An 18,444-nucleotide genomic window follows, 5' to 3' on the forward strand; every position below is an offset into this window, starting at 1 on the left:
TAAGACAAAAAAATAGGCGTGTTATACGCCTATTTTTTTATTTTCTAATTGACTAAAATGTTCGACAACATCGCAACTAATATTTTCATGACTAAATACGAGCATGTCGGTTAGTTTATCTACCATCATTTCTGGTTCTAGTTCGCTAAAAATTACATTGTTTACTAATTGTTTTATTAAAATCTCTTCGTGCTCTAGAAAACCGCGGGCGTCTATCTCTGCTGGAATATCGCAAGGTAAGCGATCAAACTTTAAAAAAGCCATATTATGATTAACTGAAGATGTTAACAGTTGTTCTGGGAACCACTCTTCACCTGTAACGACTTCAATATCATTGCCATGTTCTTTTTGAATGCTTTGTAAATTTTGAATCAATTCTGAAATTTTCACGTTAATTTCTCAAGGCGATGATTTATATTTTTTAATAACGACACTATACTCAAATTATAAAGTTGATTGAATTGTTTTTTACTTCAATTGCTTATCTGTTCATCACATATATCAAAATTCATTCATTTAGAGAGCTATTTTGTCGAATCTTTTTTATTTTCAAAAAAAATCATTGAACTGGATATTTTCATTTTTATTTATGAGTTTTTTCTCTTTTGCAGAAGAAACTAAAAATACAAATGAAGAATCATTAGAAACTGAAAAAAACTGGGGTATTGCCGGGGTAATCAGAACAGCAAGCATTCCTTATGAAGCTGAATCAGAAACGGTTTCAACCTTCATTCCAATGATGTTTTTTGAAAATGAATACGTGTTTATAAACGGCATGGAAGGTGGGGTCTATATTTATGAAGCGAGCGATTGGCAATTTAGTGCTTTAATGAGGCTGCGTTATTTTGATTTACCAAAAGAAGTGCAGAATAAAGCGGGTGGAGATGTTGTTGATACTGGCCTTCAAGCGCGTTATCAAATAAACGATGAGTGGTTTTTTGATTCAGAAGTGATGGTAGATCCTGAGTTTCGTTCCTATTTAAATTTTAAGTTAGGAGCTGAGATTAGTTCTGGTGATTGGTGGTTTAATCCAACAATCGAAACTCGATTTAAAGAAGCTGAGTTTAATAATTACTATTACGGCCTGAGTGATGACTCTAACCAAAGCATCGGTTCGGGTATTGATTTTAAAGCGGGTTTTATGTCTCGCTACCATGTTATTTCAAATCTTTACCTTCTTGGTGGAACTTATGTTTCTCGGTTAGATGATAATGCATACGATAGTCAATATATTGATAATCGTTGGGAATATGAATATTTTTTAGGGGTTGGTTTTTTTGCTGACAACACACATCCGACAAGAAAAAATATTGGAAATAAACCCTACTTGAGAGTAGCGCACGGCTGGGCAACACCATCTAATATTGGTGATATTATTCGTTTAGATTCCGAAAAAGATCCGCATAATAACCAAATGACGTCAGTATTTTATGGTTTACCTTTGACTGATGAACTGTTTTCACTTCCTCTTGACTTATATTTAACTCCTGGTTATGTCCAGCATTGGGAATCAGATGTTCAGAATCTTAGTTCAGAATTTGTTGTTGCCATAAAGGCTTATGCGACTATTCCTTGGCCAACAAAATGGCGCTTTGGTGTAGCTGAGGGGCTATCATACATCAATCACGTATCATATATAGAACAAACAGAGATGGATCGAAAAGGATATAGAGAAAGTAAATTATTAAATTATTTAGATTTTTCTTTTGATATTAATTTGGGCGATCTTTTTAATAAAAGAGAATGGGATAGTGTTTGGTTAGGATATAGTATTCATCATCGTTCTGCTATTTTTGAAAATTCTTCACAATATGGAAGAATTAAAGGTGGAAGTAATTACAATTCAGTTTACTTACAATTTGATTTATAACTTTAATTTTTATCCTCCTCTTTAAGATAAGCGCCTAAATAGGCGCTTTTTTATTGATAGCATGTTTTAGAAGTTGTGACGGAAATATGACGATAAGACAGTTTAATGACATTTAAATCAATGGGTTATCTTTGCTGTATGAACGTGCTTATTGTTTTTTGAGCTGTATCATAAAATAGAATGTAAGTTCTTCTTTTTGCGATATATAGTATTTTTATTTCTTTGCGATGAAAAATAAGTGGGGTATTATTTTTTTTGGAATGAAGATCAAAATAATTAAGAGTTTGGGTAAAGGATTACTATGAGAATTTTTCAAAAAATTGCAGTGGTGATGTTAATACTGTCGATTGGCATTCTTGTTTGGTATCACTTTGATGGTGACTCGAAAACATTAGTCATCAGCCCCGAGAAATATCAATATTTTGCAACAGATGATCGCAAAGTTGGTGGTATTAGTGATTCCATTTTAGTTCAAACTAATAATAAGCCGACGATTAAGTGCGATCTTAAACAAGGTAATTATGCTTGGCCATACTGCGAAGCTGCAATTCATTTATCTGACAGTATATTTGAGGGTATTGATCTTTCCGATTATTCAAAGCTTGTTTTAGATATTGATTATAAAAACTCGGATCCGAATGGACGTTTGCGTGTTTATTTACGTAATAGTAATCCGGCATACACTAAACGTAATGATGCCGCATCACTGAAATTTAATGGTATTGAGTATGAACCAGGTTTTAATACCGGTCCTAAAGAAATCAGTTTATCAGATTTCCAAGTGCTAACTTGGTGGATTGCAGATTATAAAGTTGCAGTAGAACATGCTTCTCCTGAATTTTCGAATGTATCAATCATTGAAATAGCAACAGCTTCAGGCGTAAATGAAGGTCATTTCGAAATGACGATAAACAGTATTGAATTACGAGGTGTTTGGATTAAAGAAACAACCTTATTAAAAACGATTCTAGGGGCATGGCTTGTTGTCATTATTGCTTATGTTTTATATGAACAGCGTGCATTGAATAAACGATTAAAAGCCAGTACTTATCGTGAAAGCCGTTTACGTAAACTGAATGATACATTAAAAGAGAAAAATGTAGAGTTTGCAGAATTAGCACATCGAGATTCTTTAACTGGTGCTCGTAACCGTAATGCGGTTCGTGATTGGTTAGAACGTATGTCACAGCAAGTTCGCTGGGGTAAACAGACTTTTTCTGTAATTTATATTGATATTGATTTCTTTAAAAAAGTGAATGATGATTTAGGGCACCAAACAGGTGATGATATTTTACGAGAGTTTGTTCTAGTGATTACTGGAGCAATTAAAAGTACTGATTTTTTGGTTCGCTGGGGAGGGGAAGAGTTTATCGTATTTTCTCCAAATAATGATCTTCAACAGGCAGAAGATAAAGCGGAGCATATACGTCGTACTGTAGAGCATCATTTATGGTGTCACAATGAACGCTTAACATGCAGTCTTGGTGTTGCTGAGATGAAGGATGAACGGATAACTGAAGTGATAGCTCGAGCTGATGATGCTTTATTTAAAGCAAAAAATGCAGGGCGAAATAATGTAAAAACCAGTTCTAATATTGTTAACTCAAGTTCAAATATACATTATATGAATTAAGTTTAAACCCTAGCTTAAGTCTAGGGTTTTTTTATATCTAATGGTTTCGGGATAATTATTCTTTAGGAAGGGATCTGTGGTCAATTGGTTCTTTAGGTCCAAGGAATTTGGGTTGTACATTAAAAATATACAAATCTAGTACGGCTTTGGTTCTTGCTAATACTTCTCTAAATCTAATTTTTGTATTCGCCCACCCAGAAGGGGATGGAACCACTAAGCAAACAGTGTCCATGTCAAAATGATTCGCAATGAAAACAGCTCGTTGGCAGTGAAATTGTTGTGAAACTATCGTTAAGCTGTTTGCATCAAAAATTTCTTTTGCTCGCTGAACTGAATCTAGAGTACGAAACCCTGCATAGTCTAATGTTATTCTATCTTCTGGTATTCCAGCTTTTAATAGGTCACGTTTCATTGTCCACGGTTCATTGTATGAACGATGGGCATTATCGCCACTGAGTAAAAAATGCGATACTTTATTCTGTTTGAATAACTCGATTGCAGCGTCTATACGGTATTGATAATAAGGGTTTAGCGTACGACGAATGTACTTACTTGTACCAAGAACCAGAGCCGTTTCTTGCTCTGGTAGAGCCTCAACCTGCTTATAAAGTTGCGATTGGGTCGATAGTGACATATAGATATCTGGAGCCAAAATAGCCGATGTAGCAGCGATAGCCACTAACAATACTATTTTTGTCCATTTCTTAAATGTCTCTATTTTTAAAACTACCATTATCCCTCAACTTTAATGAATCATGATCATACTTGACGATTTTTTTGTGCCCATATACCGATAATAATAAAGGTCGAAAAAACAATAGCAAGCATAAAAGCAGGTTGTATAGAACGCAAAGCAGATGTGAGAAATGGAGAAGCTTTTACAATCAATAATCCATAGCCAAAAGCATTAATGCCAATAAAAGCACAGGTACGAATTAAAAAATGCTTTCCTGCTAAAAAAGCCCTTAGGGCACGGTTAATATCGCCGCCAAGCATCACGAGAGCACAAGCAATCATAGCTACTGAGACATCAGATAAATAGGGAGTAAGGTAACTGCCTAGGGTATTAAAAAAAGAAAGTATTTGGTTCATAAGGTATACACGATTATTTATTCATAATAAATATATCGGCCAAGCTTAGTAAAAGTTGAAAAAAAACCAGAGTAATAGTTACTCTGGTTTATAGTGAAATCAGTTACTTATTAGAATGCTGTTCGTTTGTAACGGCGGTAAACTGGTTTCCAGAAGTAGCTTTCAATTTTTTGATGAAGGGCTTCATCTGTAATTTCAAGTGCGTGGCCTTGTTCAATGGCTTTTTTAGCTACAGCAAATGCGATTCGCTTCGATACGCTGTGAATTTCTTCCAGTGGTGGAAGTAATGCGCCAGTACCGTTAATTGCAAGCGGTGAACATTCTGCAAGAGCACGACTTGATTCCATTAGCATTTCATCGGTAACGCGAGTTGCTTTAATTGCAAGTACACCTAAACCAATACCAGGGAAAATAAAGCTATTGTTACACTGAGCAATTGGATAAGTCTGACCATTGTGTGACACAGGATCAAACGGACTTCCCGTTGCGACTAGCGCTTGACCATTAGTCCAACGAATAATATCGTTTGGAGTTGCTTCAACACGGCTTGTTGGATTTGATAGAGGGAAAACAATCGGACGTTCACAATGTTTATGCATCTCTTGGATCACTTCTTTACTGAATAATCCAGGAGCGCCAGATACACCAATTAATACGGTTGGTTTTGCATTACGCATAACATCGACAAGTGAGAAGTTAGGTTCCTCAGAAACCCAATCTTTTGTATTTTCGGTTTTTTGTACAAGACGTTGTTGGAAGTCTAATAGATTAGGCATGCCTTCTTGTAATAAGCCCCAACGGTCAACCATATATACTTGCGAGCGTGCTTGAGCATCTGAAATGCCTTCAGAAACCATTTGTGCAATGATTGCTTCGGCAATGCCACAACCCGCCGAGCCAGCACCTAGGAATGTTACACGTTGTTCTGATAGAGAACTGCCAGCAGCTTTACAAGCGGCAAGTAATGAACCAACAGTAACCGCTGCAGTACCTTGAATATCATCATTAAAACAACAAATGCGATTTTTGTAGCGTTCAAGAAGAGGCATCGCATTTTTTTGTGCAAAATCTTCAAACTGAACAAGCGCTTCAGGCCAACGGCGTTGAACTGCTTGAATGAAGTCTTCAACAAAATCCGCGTACTCATCACCAGTAACACGAGGATGACGCCAGCCCATGTACATAGGATCAGCAAGACGTTGCGGGTTATTTGTACCAACATCAAGAACAATAGGTAATGTATGAGCAGGGCTAATACCACCACATGCGGTATACAATGCAAGCTTCCCGATAGGAATCCCCATACCGCCAATCCCCTGGTCACCAAGACCAAGAATACGTTCACCATCAGTAACTACGATTACTTTTACGTTTTGGTTAGCCGCATTATTTAATAAATCATCTATGCGGTTTTTGTTTTCATAAGAGATAAACAAACCACGACCACGACGGTAAATGTTTGAGAAGTTCTCACAAGCAGCACCTACCGTTGGTGTATAAATGATAGGCATCATTTCACTAATGTGGTTTTGTACTAAACGGTAGAAAAGTGTTTCGTTTGTATCTTGAATATTGCGCAGGTAAATGTGCTTATCCATATCATTTTCAAAGCTTTGATATTGCTTATAAGCACGACCTGTTTGTTCTTCAATACTCTCAATAGCCTCAGGAAGCAAACCTTCTAAGTTAAAATATTTACGCTCTGTAGTACTGAATGCGCTACCTTTATTGAGTAGAGGAGTACTTAGAAGTGCAGGACCTGCATAAGGGATATATAGGGGACGTTTATTGTTATTCATCGTTAGGCTTCTTCAAATCGAGAATGAACCACAGATCCTATGCCTACTTTAAGCAAATATCAAAGCGTGATTGAAAATAAAGTGCGAATAGAGTCATGTTTTTATCAATCAAATCCGCTAAAGTAGTGAAATATTCTATTATCTTTCGGTTTATATGTCTTTATTACCAATTAATGCCTTATACGATGACTTTTCATCTTTAGTTAACCATAAAAATTTAGTGGTTGAATCTGAAACCGGTTCTGGAAAATCCACTCACTTACCTCTGTGGGTGGCTGAACATGGGAGAGTATTAGTTGTGGAACCACGTCGTATAGCTTGTACTGCTTTAGCTGATTACTTATCGGGTCAAAGAGAACAAGTTATAGGGGATGATATTGGGTATGCTATTAAGCTAGATGCTCAATATACAGATAAAAGTAAAGTGGTATTTGTAACTCCGGGTATCGCATTAAAATGGTTCATGGAAGATAGATTAGTTGATTTTAGCTTCATTATTATTGATGAGTTTCATGAACGTCGCTGGGATAGTGATCTATTACTATCATTATTAAAAATACATCAACAACACCGCCTTATTTTAACATCTGCTACTATGGATAGTACTTCATTAGCTCAATATATTGATGCTGATGTATTAAAATCAGAAGGCCGTCAGTATCCAGTAACTCATCGTTATATCTCTGCACACTCTCAAGACATGCCTTCAAATAAGGATTTAGATGTACGTATACTAAATATATTAATGGATTTAAGTACTCAAAATGAGCATGGCGACATATTAATATTCTTGCCAGGAAAAAAAGAAATTCAGCAATGTATTCAAGCTGTACAAAAAAAATTTCAAGATGTTCTTATTCTTCCTTTGTATGCAGGAGTGAGTGATGATATTCGGCAACAAGTATTGAGTACATCAGAACAGCAACGATTTGTATTTTCAACGAACGTGGCTGAAACGTCTCTGACTATTCCCAATATTACGGTTGTTATTGATTCTGGATTAGAGCGAAGAACTCATCAAAGAAATGGTCGAACAACGCTATCATTACAAGCGATTTCTAAAGCAAGTGTTTCTCAACGCTCTGGTCGTGCAGGGAGAACACAATCTGGCATTACTATTCATATGTATGGTGAATTTGCGCCATTAGAAAAAACAACACCACCAGAATTACAACGAGAAGAGTTAGTCGAACCTATGTTGGCGGCAGCAAGCTGTGGTTCTATTCTGCGTAACTTACCATTTTTGGAAGTATTACCGACGAAATCTCTGAGTAATGCTGAATTGAAACTTCAAGCGATGAAAGCGCTGAATGAGCAAGGTGAGATAACCGATTATGGTCGTCGACTTTTTCCTCTACCTATTGATACGTTATTTTCACATATGCTTTCGGTGATTATTGGTAGAGCGGAGAAAGAAACTATTGTGGATTTAGTTTCAGCTTTATCGGTATCAAGCAAACTTTATTCAATGTCTAGAAATCAAGATGCCTTAGAAGATTTTAATCGTTGGAATCCTAAAGGTTGTGATCTAGTTACATTAGTTTCTATTATTCGTGGTTGCTCTTGTGATGGAGTGGTCGTTGATAAAGAACTGCAGTTTGAAGCTCGCCAGCTATCAAAGCAAATTAGACATGAACTCGCTCTACCTGATTTAGAGGTCAGTAGCCGTATTAAACGTGATGAAGTTTTACAACAATTGGTAGAAAAGCTACCTGAACTTGTCTTTGTAAGAAGAGAAAAAAGAAAAGAAGCATTTGGTAATGGTAAACAAGAAGTCTTGCTAGGACGTCATAGCTGTTTTCCATCATCGTATGAAGCTGCGCTGGTTTTTGATCAGTTTTCTTTACCAGGAAGAGGCTCTAAGCAGACATTAACTATTGCGACGGCACTGGCACCGATTGATTTATCGCTAGTTTTAAATTCTGGATTAGCTGAATGTAGAACAGGCGAGGTCGTAAATCAGGATGATGAATTTAAAATAATACGCGAATACTTTTATGCAAATCGGAAATTGAAAACGGAATTTGTCACCCCTGAGAATACCGATAATATTGCAGTAATTCTCAACCAAGTCTGTAGCGGTTTACTTATGCCTCAATTAAAAGAGACAAAAGAGAAAGAAATTGCCGCTTGGAAACTTTATTGTCAGTTAAACAATAAAACAAGCTCACCGATCTCATTTGAAATTTGGTTTAAAGAGCAGTTAGAGAGTCTTGGAGTAACTTCAGTTGACGAGATGGAATTATTTGATGAAACGGATTTTGTTTTTCATGGTATCCCAGAGTGGGAGCTTCAAGACTTTCTAGATTCTTACCCTCAGAAAGTTGTGCTACCAGATCTTGTATTGTCAGTTGAATATTTTCCGCTAAGTAAGCGTATTTTACTGCATTATCATAAAGGGCTGCGTAAAGGTGATGTTAAGCGCTGGGAACTACCAAGTTGGTCAGGATGGAGATTACAATATAAGAAAGCAAGTCGAACAGTAGATATCAAATAGCATTAACATTATGAATGTATAGATAAAACTCTTTATTATTAGGTATGGTTTTTGCATTAAGATTAAGAAGGCAAGTTAATGACAAAAGGTCGACTATGAAAAAATGGATGCTATTAATTGCATTGGTAATACCCTCTTTATCGTTCGCAAAAGAGTTAAATCGTATACACGCCTATGAAGATAGCTATATTTTAGGTTCTTATATTAGTGATTTGAATAAACAAACTTACATTGATGGTGGTTTTGAAGATGCTGATGGTCTTCACGATGTCGAAGTAAAGTTTAAATTTTCATTTGCAGTACCTTTGTTTCCTGTTAGTCAAAGTTCCTCGATCATGTTTGCTTATACACAAAAGTCATTATGGCAGTTGGGTAATAGCGATATTTCATCCCCTTTTAGAGAGACTAACTATAAGCCACAATTTTTCTTGATGCATCAATCTAATATGCTGATTTTTAATAACGCTGAAATTGGTTATATGCATGAATCTAATGGTCAGACGGCGAGTTTATCTCGTAGTTGGGATCGCATTTATGGCGCATTAGAGCGAATTGATGGTCCTGTACAGTATGGCGTCAGAACTTGGTATGTTATTGCTGATGAAGAGAATAACGAAGATATTACAGATTATTTAGGTCATTATGATGTTTGGGCGTCTGTTGGCAATGATATTGGAACACTTAGTACCCGTTTCCATTATAATTTCGAAACGGATAAAGGCGGTGCAGAGCTTGGCTATACATTAAACGTCAATAAATTTGTTGGTTTATACGTTCAGGCATGGAAAGGTTATGGGGAAACCTTAATTGATTATAATCATGATCAAACTCGAATTGGTCTTGGTATTAAATTAATGCCGCCAAATTAATGCCAATGCTATTTATTGCGAAATAATTTAAAGCTTCTGTGATCAAGAAGCTTTTTTTATGTTTGGAGAAAGGCCATCTATGATGGCGATCATTGCGAAAAATGATGATTTCAATTACGATCTGGCCGATTTTTTATTTGGATACTCAGTATGATTATAACGATGTTGTTAAGTTTTGTTCTTATTGGGGCAGTATTATGGTGGTTTTATAGCCGTGGAAATGCCGCTTCATTAAATCCTGTATGGATGATATTTGTTGTTGTAGTCAGTGTGATTGTTGTATTTTCTTCAGGATTAAGACCAGAAAAATACGCAGTACAGAATGAATTAATTACAGAGCCATTAGGCCCTCTTTCTTATGAAGATAAGATGCGCTATTTAGAAGATCAACTGAAACAGAGCCCAAACGATGCAGAGTTGTGGTTTGAAATAGGGCAGGGTTATCTACTTAATGGTGAATTAAACAATGCGAATATCTGTTTTGGATATGCAATTCGTTTAACAGAAGAGCCAACAGCAAATCAATATGCAGCAAAAGCGACGACACAGTATTATTTACATTCTCAAATTATGAGTGATGAAGTTGAAGAGTTACTTAAGAAAGCGTTAACTCTGGATGAATATAACCAAGCTGCTCTAACATTAATTGCGTCAGATCATTTTGTTACTTTCCGTTATCAGAAAGCCATTAATGCGTGGCAGAAAATTTTAGATTCGGAGCGAGTTGAGGTTGATCGAGTTACAATTATTAACTCAATTAATGAAGCTAAGCAGTTGATGCACGCACGCCGTAATTAAACGGTATCAGTTGTACAAATAAATAAGAAATATAAAAAGCCGACTTAAATGTCGGCTTTTTGTTTAAGTTTATATTAATAAGTATTGATCTTACATTGGATCGTAATCTCGTGCTTCACGTTCTTTTGCTTGTTCTTCCCACTCCGGAACAACGGTTTCTAAGAAGTGTTTCTTCTCAGCTTTCATTGCTTCCATATCCATTCCTAATGCTTTTTGTGCTGCAGCTTTCGTTGAAATATCAGGAATAGCTACTGGCTCTGTAATGCCTTTTTTCGCAAGTAAGCGCACAAGTTTAGTTCGAGCGTCTGCTGCTTTATCGACAGCGGTACCTAACACTTCTAGAGCCACTTCTGGCGCGTGCATATGAACACCATGTGAAGCAATCGCATAGTCCCATCGCCATTGTGCATGACGAATATCTTGTAGGATTGGCGCCATTTCTTTTTCCGTTGCACCTGCATCCCACGCAGCACCTGCCTCAAAATGAGCAGCAACGATTTGACGCTCTGCTGTGAGTTTCATTTTTAAAACTTGAGCTTTACGTGTTGCAACAACACTTTGAAGCATTTCTTTAGATTGTGTGTGACAGTTTGCACAGGTATCTTCGAAACGATCAAATGGATTACCCACTTTATGGTCAGTGTACACAGTGCCATCTTCTTTTGTTACTTTAGGCATATGACAATCAACACACGTCACTTTGTTTTTGCCATGAATGCCATCACGCCAAGTTTCATAACCAGGGTGCTGCGCTTTTAACATTGGCGCTTTAGATACTTTGTGAGTCCAGTCTTTAAAGCCGATCTCATCATAATATTCTTCCATTTCGTCAACGGTAGTGCCTTTATCCCAAGGGAATTTCACGGCTTTAGTTTTACCTGTAAAGTAATATTCTACGTGACATTGACCACATACCGCTGCTTGCTGGTCTAGGCGAGATTGGTCACCAAAAGGTTTGCCAATGGCATCCATTGCACGTTCAACGTGAGGTTTAGTTAAGGCGAGTGCAGGACCACCATTTTTAAACTCATCGCTACGAGTATCATGGCAATCTGCACAGCCGATAGGGTTTTGGATTTCACTGCCTAAGCGAGCCCATTTTCCTGAGAAATAACCATCTTCGCCTTGTTCTTCGATAACTCGACCAACATCTGGGCTTTTACAGCTCCAACATGCCATTGGCATTGGGCCAGAATTTTCATCGGTTGGGCCACCAGTACGAAGAGTTTGTCTTACATCATCGACAGCATAAAAGTGTCCACGAGCTTTGTTGTAGTCTTTTGCAAAACCGTAGCCAGCCCATAAGATCACCATATTTGGATCTTCAGCTAATGCATCTTCGATTTGCACACTATCAGAGGTAGATCGCCATGAATCATATTGATCGGCATGATCTTTTGCGTAGGCTTCATTACGAGGGTCAACTCGTTCATTATTTTCAGAGGCAGCGAAGCTGTGGCTACTTAATAATAAAGTAGTCACCATTGCTATTGCAGCGGCTGAACGACGGGTCCATTGCTTTTTCACTATTGTATCTCCAATATTCTTTTAATTAATTAGCCAAGCGTTGTGAAAGCGACCATCAATCAGAATTGGAAACAGGTTAATTGTATACTAATTAGAGGTTATTAATTTTTACATCAATATAGGAGTTGATTTACATCAAGTTACATAAGTGATCAATGTCACTATTAAAGCTGTATACCTCTTTAGTGTTATTTGTGGGTGGTGTTATTAATAATGATTCTTATTTTGTTTAAATAACAGAGAGATATACCAACTTGGCCTATATCACAAAAGTAGTAGATAATTGTAACAATAGGCTCATAAGTTGTATTATTTAGACACATTTGGTTATAAAATGTCTTTGTTAAGCGTTGTGGCTAACTATCCAATGAGAATTGATACCAAAGAAGAGCACGAGCTCTTTAACAACAATTACTCATCCAACTATTTATGAATTTGATAAATAGAATGGAAAGGGAAGGATATAAAATGGGCAAAGTCAAATTAGCCATAGCCACAATGTTGAAGCTTACCTTCGCATTTTGCCTCTATGGTTTGTCTCTGAATGTTGCTGCAGATGAATCGCCCCAAGTAGAGGCCAACTCATCCAATCGACATGAAGTGACATTAACTCGAGATCGCGATTATGCGTGTACACAATGTCATAAAGACGAAAAAGAGACACTGAAAGGATCACACGGGGAAGATTCATTTGCGATTCTTAAACGTGATGTGAATTGTGTAGAGTGTCATAAATCAATTGGGCCTGATCATCGAGAAGGCGCTCCGCAAGTCATTAAATACTCGGCAGCACAATCAAAAGTCGGCACGGAAAAAGTGACCCTCTCGTTTGATGAAATTTTACAAGCTAATAGCCAATGTACTGATTGTCATACGCCAGATAGATTACGTGAAGATAGTTGGACACACGACGTTCACGCTAAAAACTTAACCTGCTCATCTTGTCATATCGTTCATGGAGAGAAAGAAGCCGTGCTTTCTTTTGACCATTCAGCGAAGATCAAAATGTGTGTTGACTGCCATGCTGATTTTAATCAGAAAGAAAATAAGCTAGGAGAATAGTATGAGTTGTTCTAGACGAAATTTTTTAGCTGGTTCAGGTGCGGTTATTTTCACAACAGGTGTCGCGACAACATCATTAATAAACAGTAAAAAAACCTTAGCCTATTCTATGGAAGATGGTTCAAAGCGTTATGGTATGGTTCATGATGAAAACGCGTGTATCGGCTGCACAGCATGTACGGAAGCATGTAGAGAAGTAAACAGTGTTCCTGAAGGAGTAACGCGTTTAGAAATTATCCGTAGTGAGCCTAGAGGTGAGTTTCCTGATGTTGAATACCGTTTTACTCGTAAATCATGTCAACATTGTGAAAATGCCCCTTGTGTGATGGTTTGCCCTACAGGAGCAGCATATAAAGATGAAACAACAGGGATTGTTGATGTTCATAACGAAAAATGTGTTGGTTGTGGTTACTGTTTGGCAGCTTGTCCATATCAAGTTCGTTTCTTTAATCCTGTGACTAAATCGGCAGATAAGTGTGATTTTTGTCGTGAAACAAATTTAGCTGAAGGTAAGCAACCAGCTTGTGTTGAATCTTGTCCGACGAAAGCACTGACTTTTGGTGACCTCAATGACAAAAATAGCGAGATAAATGCCGTATTAAATACGAATCCGGTATACCGTGACAAAGTGGATCTAGGTACCAAACCTAAATTGTATAAGATCCCATATTTAAAAGGGGAGATTTAAGATGAGTGCATGGGAAGCAGCGTTTAATTTCGACTCTTTAGTATGGGATTGGATCATTGCGATCTATCTTTTCTTAGCTGGTATGTCTGCTGGTGCGGTTATGATATCTATTTACTTAAAACGTAAAGTGATTGAAGGTAACCCTGCAGATAACGGCATTATTAAAGCAACCGCAATTTTAGCGCCATTTGGCATTATTGCGGGCTTAACTATTTTGATTTTCCACTTAACTAAACCGCTCTCTTTTTGGAAAATTATGATTTTCTTTAACCCAACATCCGTGATGTCCATGGGGGTTATTCTATTCCAAGTGTATATGGCTGTGCTATTTGCTTGGCTTGGCGTGATGTTTAGAAAGGATATCATGAGCTTTCTAAAAGGAAAGTTTGGTTTTATTGATACTATTTTGCTTAAGATTGAACAGTTTGAAAATGCATTAGAAATCTTTTTAGCAGTGCTGGCTATTATGCTTGCGGCTTATACTGGTTTCTTATTATCCGCATTACAAACCTACCCAATGTTAAATAACCCGGTATTGCCAATTTTATTCTTGTTCTCAAGTTTATCGTCTGGTGCGGCGGCGTGTTTACTGTTTGGTATTTTAGGCTTTAAAGAACCAAGTCATAGCGATTCGGTAAAATGGATCCATAACTTTGAACGACCTGTTGTATTGTTTGAGTTATTCGTACTTGTTACCTTTTTTACAGGTTTAATCTTTAGTGGAGGGCAGGGCGAAGTTGCTACATGGGCTGCTATCGGTGGTGGTTTCTGGGGAACATGGTTCTGGGTTGGTGTTATTGGTTTAGGAATGATTGCCCCTTTAACTTTGAATGCGTTTGCTCCAAAGGAATTGGCTCACGGTAAAGGGTTCATTTTTGTTGTGACATCACTAAGTTTAATTGGTGTATTAATGCTTCGTACGTTTGTGTTGTATGCAGGACAAATGACCGTCGTATAATGTGGTAATGCCATGCTTATATTTATTATGAGTATAAGCATGGCTTTTATGTGAAAAATGTATGGAGCAATATGATTGCTGAAATTGGTCAATTTTGGTTAATAACCACTATGGTGTTGTCTGCTGTTGCTTGTGTGAGTGCAAGTTACGGTATTATTAGAAATGAAGACAATTGGGCCGTATCTATTTTCCCACTTTCATTGTTAACGACTCTTTTCTGTATTTTATCAATATCCGCTTTAGGTTATGGGTTTTATATTGATGACTTTTCTATTCGATATATTGCCGAACATTCTAATTCGGCACTGCCTGTCTTTTTTAAAATTGCTGCGATTTGGGGAGGGCATGAAGGTTCATTGTTATTTTGGGTATTAACACTAACCTTATGGGCTGGTTTAATTACATTAAAAAGAAAAAGCATTGAACAATCTTATTTAGTACGTGTTCTTTTAGTATTAAATGGATTAATTGTTATCTTCTCAGCATTTACGTTATTTGCATCTAATCCTTTTATTATTTATGCAAATACGCCTTTAGAAGGACGAGATTTGAATCCAATGTTGCAAGATATTGGATTGATATTTCATCCCCCATTGTTATATCTCGGTTATGTTGGTTTTGCCGCTACATTTTCATTTGCACTCGCTGCATTAATGATGAAAAAAGTGCCATCTGAATGGGTCGGTTATGCCAGAAATTGGACATTGCTTGCTTGGTCATTGCTTACTGCTGGGATCAGTCTTGGCTCATGGTGGGCCTATTATGAGCTAGGTTGGGGTGGATGGTGGTTTTGGGACCCAGTAGAAAATGCTTCTTTGTTGCCTTGGTTAACGTCTACCGCATTGTTGCATTCATTAATTGCCAGCCATAAGAAAAAACTGTTGCTAAAAACATCACTTATTTTAGCGTTAGTTACATTCTGCTTAAGTATTTTGGGTACTTTTGTTGTTCGTTCTGGTGTATTAACATCCGTTCATGCGTTTGCAGTAGATCCAACAAGAGGCATCATATTATTACTGATTTTGTTTATTGCTATGTTATTTTCTTTTGGTCTTTATTCATTAAAGAGTAAACAGATTCAGAGTGAGCCTATTCGTCAATTTATCAGCCGTGACTTTATGTTTCTAGTCCTTTGTGGCTTATTTACTATTGCGACAATTACCGTATTACTTGGTACATTTTATCCTATGATTTTCCAGATTTTAGGATTAGGAAATATATCGGTAGGTGCTCCATATTTTAATTTACTTTTTGTTCCAATGGCACTTGTCGCACTATGTATGATGACGCTGTCTATTTTTGTTCAGTGGGGTAAGAAAACAGAAGTTGCGACGGTAAAAAATGCAATTATTTTAGTAAGTATCGCAGTAATTAGCGGCTTACTCATTTATAAACTTCAATATCATCGCATTTATGTTATTCCACTTGCCGTATGGATTCTCTCTATCGCCGTTATTATTGGATCTGTATGGGGAATAAAGCTGTCCACTGGTAAAAATCTAAGCATGGCGATAGCACATATTGGCGTAGCTATTGTTATGATTGGTGCTGCGATGAACAGTTATCATTCCTTTGAAAGCAGTGCCAAAATGGAACCGGGAATGAGTGCAAAGCTAGCGAATTATGACATTTATTATAAAGAGACTGAGTTGTTAGTTGCTTCTAATTATACCGCCGAGCAAGCGAATTTAGTCATTTATGATAACGATAAAGAGATAGCGAATGTTTATCCTCAACGGCGTCATTATCAAGTACGAGTTATGAACATGAGTGAACCGGCAATGCATTGGTTTTGGCACGGTGATATATACGTTACACTGGGTGAGAAGCTGAAAGATGGAAGTTTTGCGTTGCGACTTCAATATAAAGCGTATGTTCGGTGGATTTGGTTTGGTTCGATATTAATGTGTATTGGTGGGTTAGTAGCGATGATGAAAAGAAAGAGAAAAACAGCATGAAACAAATAGCTAAGGTTTTCACTGCTATCATTTTGTGTATTGTGGTTTTTTTTGTTTTATTAAGTGGTTTAGAAACCAAGGAATCCTCAGGCTCTACGGCAATGATAGGGGAAATGGTTCCTGCTTTTAAATTATCAGATGTAACAGAAGCTTCTACGTATGTAACAGAAGCTCATTTTTATAATGAACCACTTACTTTACTTAATGTCTGGGCGGCCTGGTGTGGGATATGCAAAACAGAGCATCAATTCTTACATCAATTAAAAGACCGAGGAATTCCTATCATAGGTTTAGATTATCGTGATGATAGAAGTGCAGCTAAACATGTATTAGAGCAAACTGGTAATCCGTATCAGTCAGTTATTTATGATCCTCAAGGAATTTTAGCAATGGACTTGGGTGTTTATGGTACGCCTACGACGTTTTTGATTAATCAACAGGGTAAAATATTACATCGATTTACAGGCGCGTTGAATGAAGAAAAGTGGCAACGTGAATTTGCTGGTTTTTTTGAGGAAAAATAATGAAGCATTCTTTTAAATCATTGTTGTATTTGCTCTGCTTATTGGGTGTGTTTTCAGCCAATGCCGCATTAGATAGTAGCAATGGTTTATTCGTTTCTGCGGATAAAGAGACGATTGAAAGTGTTGAGTTGTTTGAGTTTGATTCTCAAGCTCAACAAAAGCAAGCGATTGAACTTGCAAAGCGTTTACGGTGTCCACAATGCCAAAATCAAAACTTAATAGAATCGAATTCACCAATAGCGAAAGATTTACGGTTAACCGTATATAAACAGCTCAAAGCCGGGAAAAGTGAAGAAGAAGTCATTGCTTTTATGACGCATCGATTTGGTGACTTTGTATTATATGAACCGCCATTAAATGCTAAAACATACGTACTTTGGTTATTACCATTATTGTTACTTATTATTTTTAGCATCATGGCGGTAAATTCAGTAAGAAAAAATCGTTAACTTGCTAAAGCAGTTTGCTCTTCATAAGACCAATCAACACAACATTTCGCCAAGATCTCAAGAGAATCTAAACATTGCTGTGGTTGCTTGAGATTTTGTTCTGCAAGGGCAACGGGTATTTCAGTACAGCCAAAAATAACCGCCTCTGCGCCTTGAGTTAGCATTGATTTAAATACCGGTAGCATTAATGCTTTTCCTTTTTCTACATTACCTGCTTTTACCTCATAAATACCCTGCATGACATCACGTTGCTGAGCTTCATCAGTTTCAATAACATCAATATCATATTGATTAAGCTTTTGTTGATACATTCTTGCTTTCATTGTCGCCGTTGTCGCTAATAAACCAACACTCTTATATCGACGAATTTGCGCTTCTTGAACAACACTATCGATGATACTGATTGTATGCACATGGCTAGTAGCACTAAGTTGTGGATACCAGTAATGAGCAGTGTTACAAGGGATAACAATACACTCAGCCCCTGATTGTTCAAGTTGCTCAAAGCTGTGTTTTAATTCAGGGTAAGGATCTTGCCCATGTCCCATAATAAAAGCCGTTCTGTCTGGAATTTGTGGAACACTACTGACCACCATTGGTATATGTTCTTGGTCATTATGAGCAGGGGTTTGGCTGATAATTTTCAACATAAACTCAACCGTTGCTAAAGGCCCCATACCACCTAATATGCCTAATTTCTTGTTCATAATATTTACTCCT

General features: G+C 37.1%; 17 protein-coding genes. 11 read left to right on the forward strand and 6 right to left on the reverse strand.

Annotation, left to right across the window (positions count from 1 at the left end; all coding sequences use genetic code 11):
* Positions 1 to 21: 21 nt before the first annotated feature.
* On the reverse strand, positions 22 to 390 hold the full coding sequence (locus GNP81_RS04895; protein WP_336495410.1) for a VC1380 family protein: 369 nt from the start codon (positions 388 to 390) through the stop codon (positions 22 to 24).
* 199 nt (positions 391 to 589) lie between these two features.
* Here GNP81_RS04895 and GNP81_RS04900 point away from each other — a divergent pair, with 199 nt between their 5' ends.
* Together GNP81_RS04900 and GNP81_RS04905 are read left to right on the forward strand one after the other, a co-directional pair.
* Positions 590 to 1,870, forward strand: coding sequence for a MipA/OmpV family protein (locus GNP81_RS04900; RefSeq protein WP_196587429.1), 1,281 nt, complete (start codon positions 590 to 592; stop codon positions 1,868 to 1,870).
* Positions 1,871 to 2,171: 301 nt separating this feature from the next.
* Positions 2,172 to 3,503 carry a GGDEF domain-containing protein gene (locus GNP81_RS04905; RefSeq protein ID WP_155672189.1) on the forward strand — a complete coding sequence of 444 codons (1,332 nt, stop codon included), beginning with the start codon at positions 2,172 to 2,174 and terminating at the stop codon, positions 3,501 to 3,503.
* 55 nt (positions 3,504 to 3,558) lie between these two features.
* Here the strand turns inward: GNP81_RS04905 and GNP81_RS04910 are convergent, their stop codons facing one another.
* From GNP81_RS04910 to GNP81_RS04920, 3 genes are all read right to left on the reverse strand, one after another.
* Positions 3,559 to 4,236 carry a SanA/YdcF family protein gene (locus GNP81_RS04910; protein WP_155672190.1) on the reverse strand — a complete coding sequence of 226 codons (678 nt, stop codon included), beginning with the start codon at positions 4,234 to 4,236 and terminating at the stop codon, positions 3,559 to 3,561.
* 26 nt (positions 4,237 to 4,262) lie between these two features.
* On the reverse strand, positions 4,263 to 4,595 hold the full coding sequence (locus GNP81_RS04915) for a DUF3392 domain-containing protein (RefSeq protein ID WP_065622443.1): 333 nt from the start codon (positions 4,593 to 4,595) through the stop codon (positions 4,263 to 4,265).
* Between the two features lie 110 nt (positions 4,596 to 4,705).
* On the reverse strand, positions 4,706 to 6,394 hold the full coding sequence (locus GNP81_RS04920; protein WP_155672191.1) for an NAD-dependent malic enzyme: 1,689 nt from the start codon (positions 6,392 to 6,394) through the stop codon (positions 4,706 to 4,708).
* A 154-nt stretch (positions 6,395 to 6,548) separates the two neighbouring features.
* Here GNP81_RS04920 and GNP81_RS04925 point away from each other — a divergent pair, with 154 nt between their 5' ends.
* The 3 genes from GNP81_RS04925 to GNP81_RS04940 all read left to right on the forward strand — a co-directional run bounded on the left by GNP81_RS04925 (position 6,549) and on the right by GNP81_RS04940 (position 10,558).
* Complete coding sequence (locus GNP81_RS04925; RefSeq protein WP_155674565.1) at positions 6,549 to 8,891, forward strand: helicase-related protein; 2,343 nt, start codon at positions 6,549 to 6,551, stop codon at positions 8,889 to 8,891.
* Between the two features lie 95 nt (positions 8,892 to 8,986).
* A complete protein-coding gene (locus GNP81_RS04930; protein WP_155672193.1) occupies positions 8,987 to 9,760 on the forward strand; it encodes a phospholipase A in 774 nt (257 codons plus the stop codon).
* A gap of 150 nt (positions 9,761 to 9,910) precedes the next feature.
* A complete protein-coding gene (locus tag GNP81_RS04940; protein WP_155672194.1) occupies positions 9,911 to 10,558 on the forward strand; it encodes a TPR domain-containing protein in 648 nt (215 codons plus the stop codon).
* 90 nt (positions 10,559 to 10,648) lie between these two features.
* Here the strand turns inward: GNP81_RS04940 and nrfA are convergent, their stop codons facing one another.
* Complete coding sequence (nrfA, locus tag GNP81_RS04945; protein WP_336495411.1) at positions 10,649 to 12,085, reverse strand: ammonia-forming nitrite reductase cytochrome c552 subunit; 1,437 nt, start codon at positions 12,083 to 12,085, stop codon at positions 10,649 to 10,651.
* 468 nt (positions 12,086 to 12,553) lie between these two features.
* Between nrfA and nrfB the strand changes: the two genes are divergently transcribed.
* The 6 genes from nrfB to nrfF all read left to right on the forward strand — a co-directional run bounded on the left by nrfB (position 12,554) and on the right by nrfF (position 17,724).
* Positions 12,554 to 13,147 (forward strand): cytochrome c nitrite reductase pentaheme subunit, encoded by a 594-nt coding sequence (gene nrfB, locus GNP81_RS04950; RefSeq protein ID WP_072054661.1) that lies wholly within the window; start codon positions 12,554 to 12,556, stop codon positions 13,145 to 13,147.
* A gap of 1 nt (position 13,148) precedes the next feature.
* Positions 13,149 to 13,835: a cytochrome c nitrite reductase Fe-S protein gene (gene nrfC / locus GNP81_RS04955; RefSeq protein ID WP_155674564.1), complete on the forward strand. Its 687-nt coding sequence runs from the start codon at positions 13,149 to 13,151 to the stop codon at positions 13,833 to 13,835.
* Position 13,836: 1 nt separating this feature from the next.
* Complete coding sequence (gene nrfD, locus GNP81_RS04960) at positions 13,837 to 14,793, forward strand: cytochrome c nitrite reductase subunit NrfD (RefSeq protein WP_155674563.1); 957 nt, start codon at positions 13,837 to 13,839, stop codon at positions 14,791 to 14,793.
* Positions 14,794 to 14,864: 71 nt separating this feature from the next.
* Positions 14,865 to 16,751: a heme lyase CcmF/NrfE family subunit gene (locus tag GNP81_RS04965; RefSeq protein ID WP_155674659.1), complete on the forward strand. Its 1,887-nt coding sequence runs from the start codon at positions 14,865 to 14,867 to the stop codon at positions 16,749 to 16,751.
* A complete protein-coding gene (locus GNP81_RS04970; RefSeq protein WP_155672196.1) occupies positions 16,748 to 17,275 on the forward strand; it encodes a DsbE family thiol:disulfide interchange protein in 528 nt (175 codons plus the stop codon). Before GNP81_RS04965 ends, GNP81_RS04970 begins: the two co-directional genes overlap by 4 nt.
* Positions 17,275 to 17,724, forward strand: a complete 450-nt coding sequence (gene nrfF / locus GNP81_RS04975; RefSeq protein WP_155672197.1) for a heme lyase NrfEFG subunit NrfF — start codon at positions 17,275 to 17,277, stop codon at positions 17,722 to 17,724. Before GNP81_RS04970 ends, nrfF begins: the two co-directional genes overlap by 1 nt.
* Here nrfF and cuyB read toward each other — a convergent pair.
* Entirely contained in the window at positions 17,721 to 18,431 is a 711-nt protein-coding gene (cuyB, locus tag GNP81_RS04980) for a cysteate racemase (protein WP_155674562.1), read from the reverse strand. The two genes, nrfF and cuyB, sit on opposite strands and share 4 nt — an antisense overlap.
* Positions 18,432 to 18,444 lie beyond the last annotated feature (13 nt).

The organism is Aliivibrio fischeri (genome assembly GCF_009727955.1).
Classification (GTDB): Bacteria; Pseudomonadota; Gammaproteobacteria; order Enterobacterales; family Vibrionaceae; genus Aliivibrio; species Aliivibrio fischeri_A.

What these genes read in the sequence shown, in the direction of transcription:
- GNP81_RS04900 (WP_196587429.1), top strand. Translation starts at nt 590, where the DNA reads ATGAGTTTTTTCTCTTTTGCAGAAGAAACTAAAAATACAAATGAAGAA.
- GNP81_RS04905 (WP_155672189.1), top strand. Translation starts at nt 2,172, where the DNA reads ATGAGAATTTTTCAAAAAATTGCAGTGGTGATGTTAATACTGTCGATT.
- GNP81_RS04910 (WP_155672190.1), bottom strand. Translation starts at nt 4,236, where the DNA reads ATGGTAGTTTTAAAAATAGAGACATTTAAGAAATGGACAAAAATAGTA.
- GNP81_RS04915 (WP_065622443.1), bottom strand. Translation starts at nt 4,595, where the DNA reads ATGAACCAAATACTTTCTTTTTTTAATACCCTAGGCAGTTACCTTACT.
- GNP81_RS04920 (WP_155672191.1), bottom strand. Translation starts at nt 6,394, where the DNA reads ATGAATAACAATAAACGTCCCCTATATATCCCTTATGCAGGTCCTGCA.
- GNP81_RS04925 (WP_155674565.1), top strand. Translation starts at nt 6,549, where the DNA reads ATGTCTTTATTACCAATTAATGCCTTATACGATGACTTTTCATCTTTA.
- GNP81_RS04930 (WP_155672193.1), top strand. Translation starts at nt 8,987, where the DNA reads ATGAAAAAATGGATGCTATTAATTGCATTGGTAATACCCTCTTTATCG.
- GNP81_RS04940 (WP_155672194.1), top strand. Translation starts at nt 9,911, where the DNA reads ATGATTATAACGATGTTGTTAAGTTTTGTTCTTATTGGGGCAGTATTA.
- nrfB (WP_072054661.1), top strand. Translation starts at nt 12,554, where the DNA reads ATGGGCAAAGTCAAATTAGCCATAGCCACAATGTTGAAGCTTACCTTC.
- nrfC (WP_155674564.1), top strand. Translation starts at nt 13,149, where the DNA reads ATGAGTTGTTCTAGACGAAATTTTTTAGCTGGTTCAGGTGCGGTTATT.
- nrfD (WP_155674563.1), top strand. Translation starts at nt 13,837, where the DNA reads ATGAGTGCATGGGAAGCAGCGTTTAATTTCGACTCTTTAGTATGGGAT.
- GNP81_RS04965 (WP_155674659.1), top strand. Translation starts at nt 14,865, where the DNA reads ATGATTGCTGAAATTGGTCAATTTTGGTTAATAACCACTATGGTGTTG.
- GNP81_RS04970 (WP_155672196.1), top strand. Translation starts at nt 16,748, where the DNA reads ATGAAACAAATAGCTAAGGTTTTCACTGCTATCATTTTGTGTATTGTG.
- nrfF (WP_155672197.1), top strand. Translation starts at nt 17,275, where the DNA reads ATGAAGCATTCTTTTAAATCATTGTTGTATTTGCTCTGCTTATTGGGT.
- cuyB (WP_155674562.1), bottom strand. Translation starts at nt 18,431, where the DNA reads ATGAACAAGAAATTAGGCATATTAGGTGGTATGGGGCCTTTAGCAACG.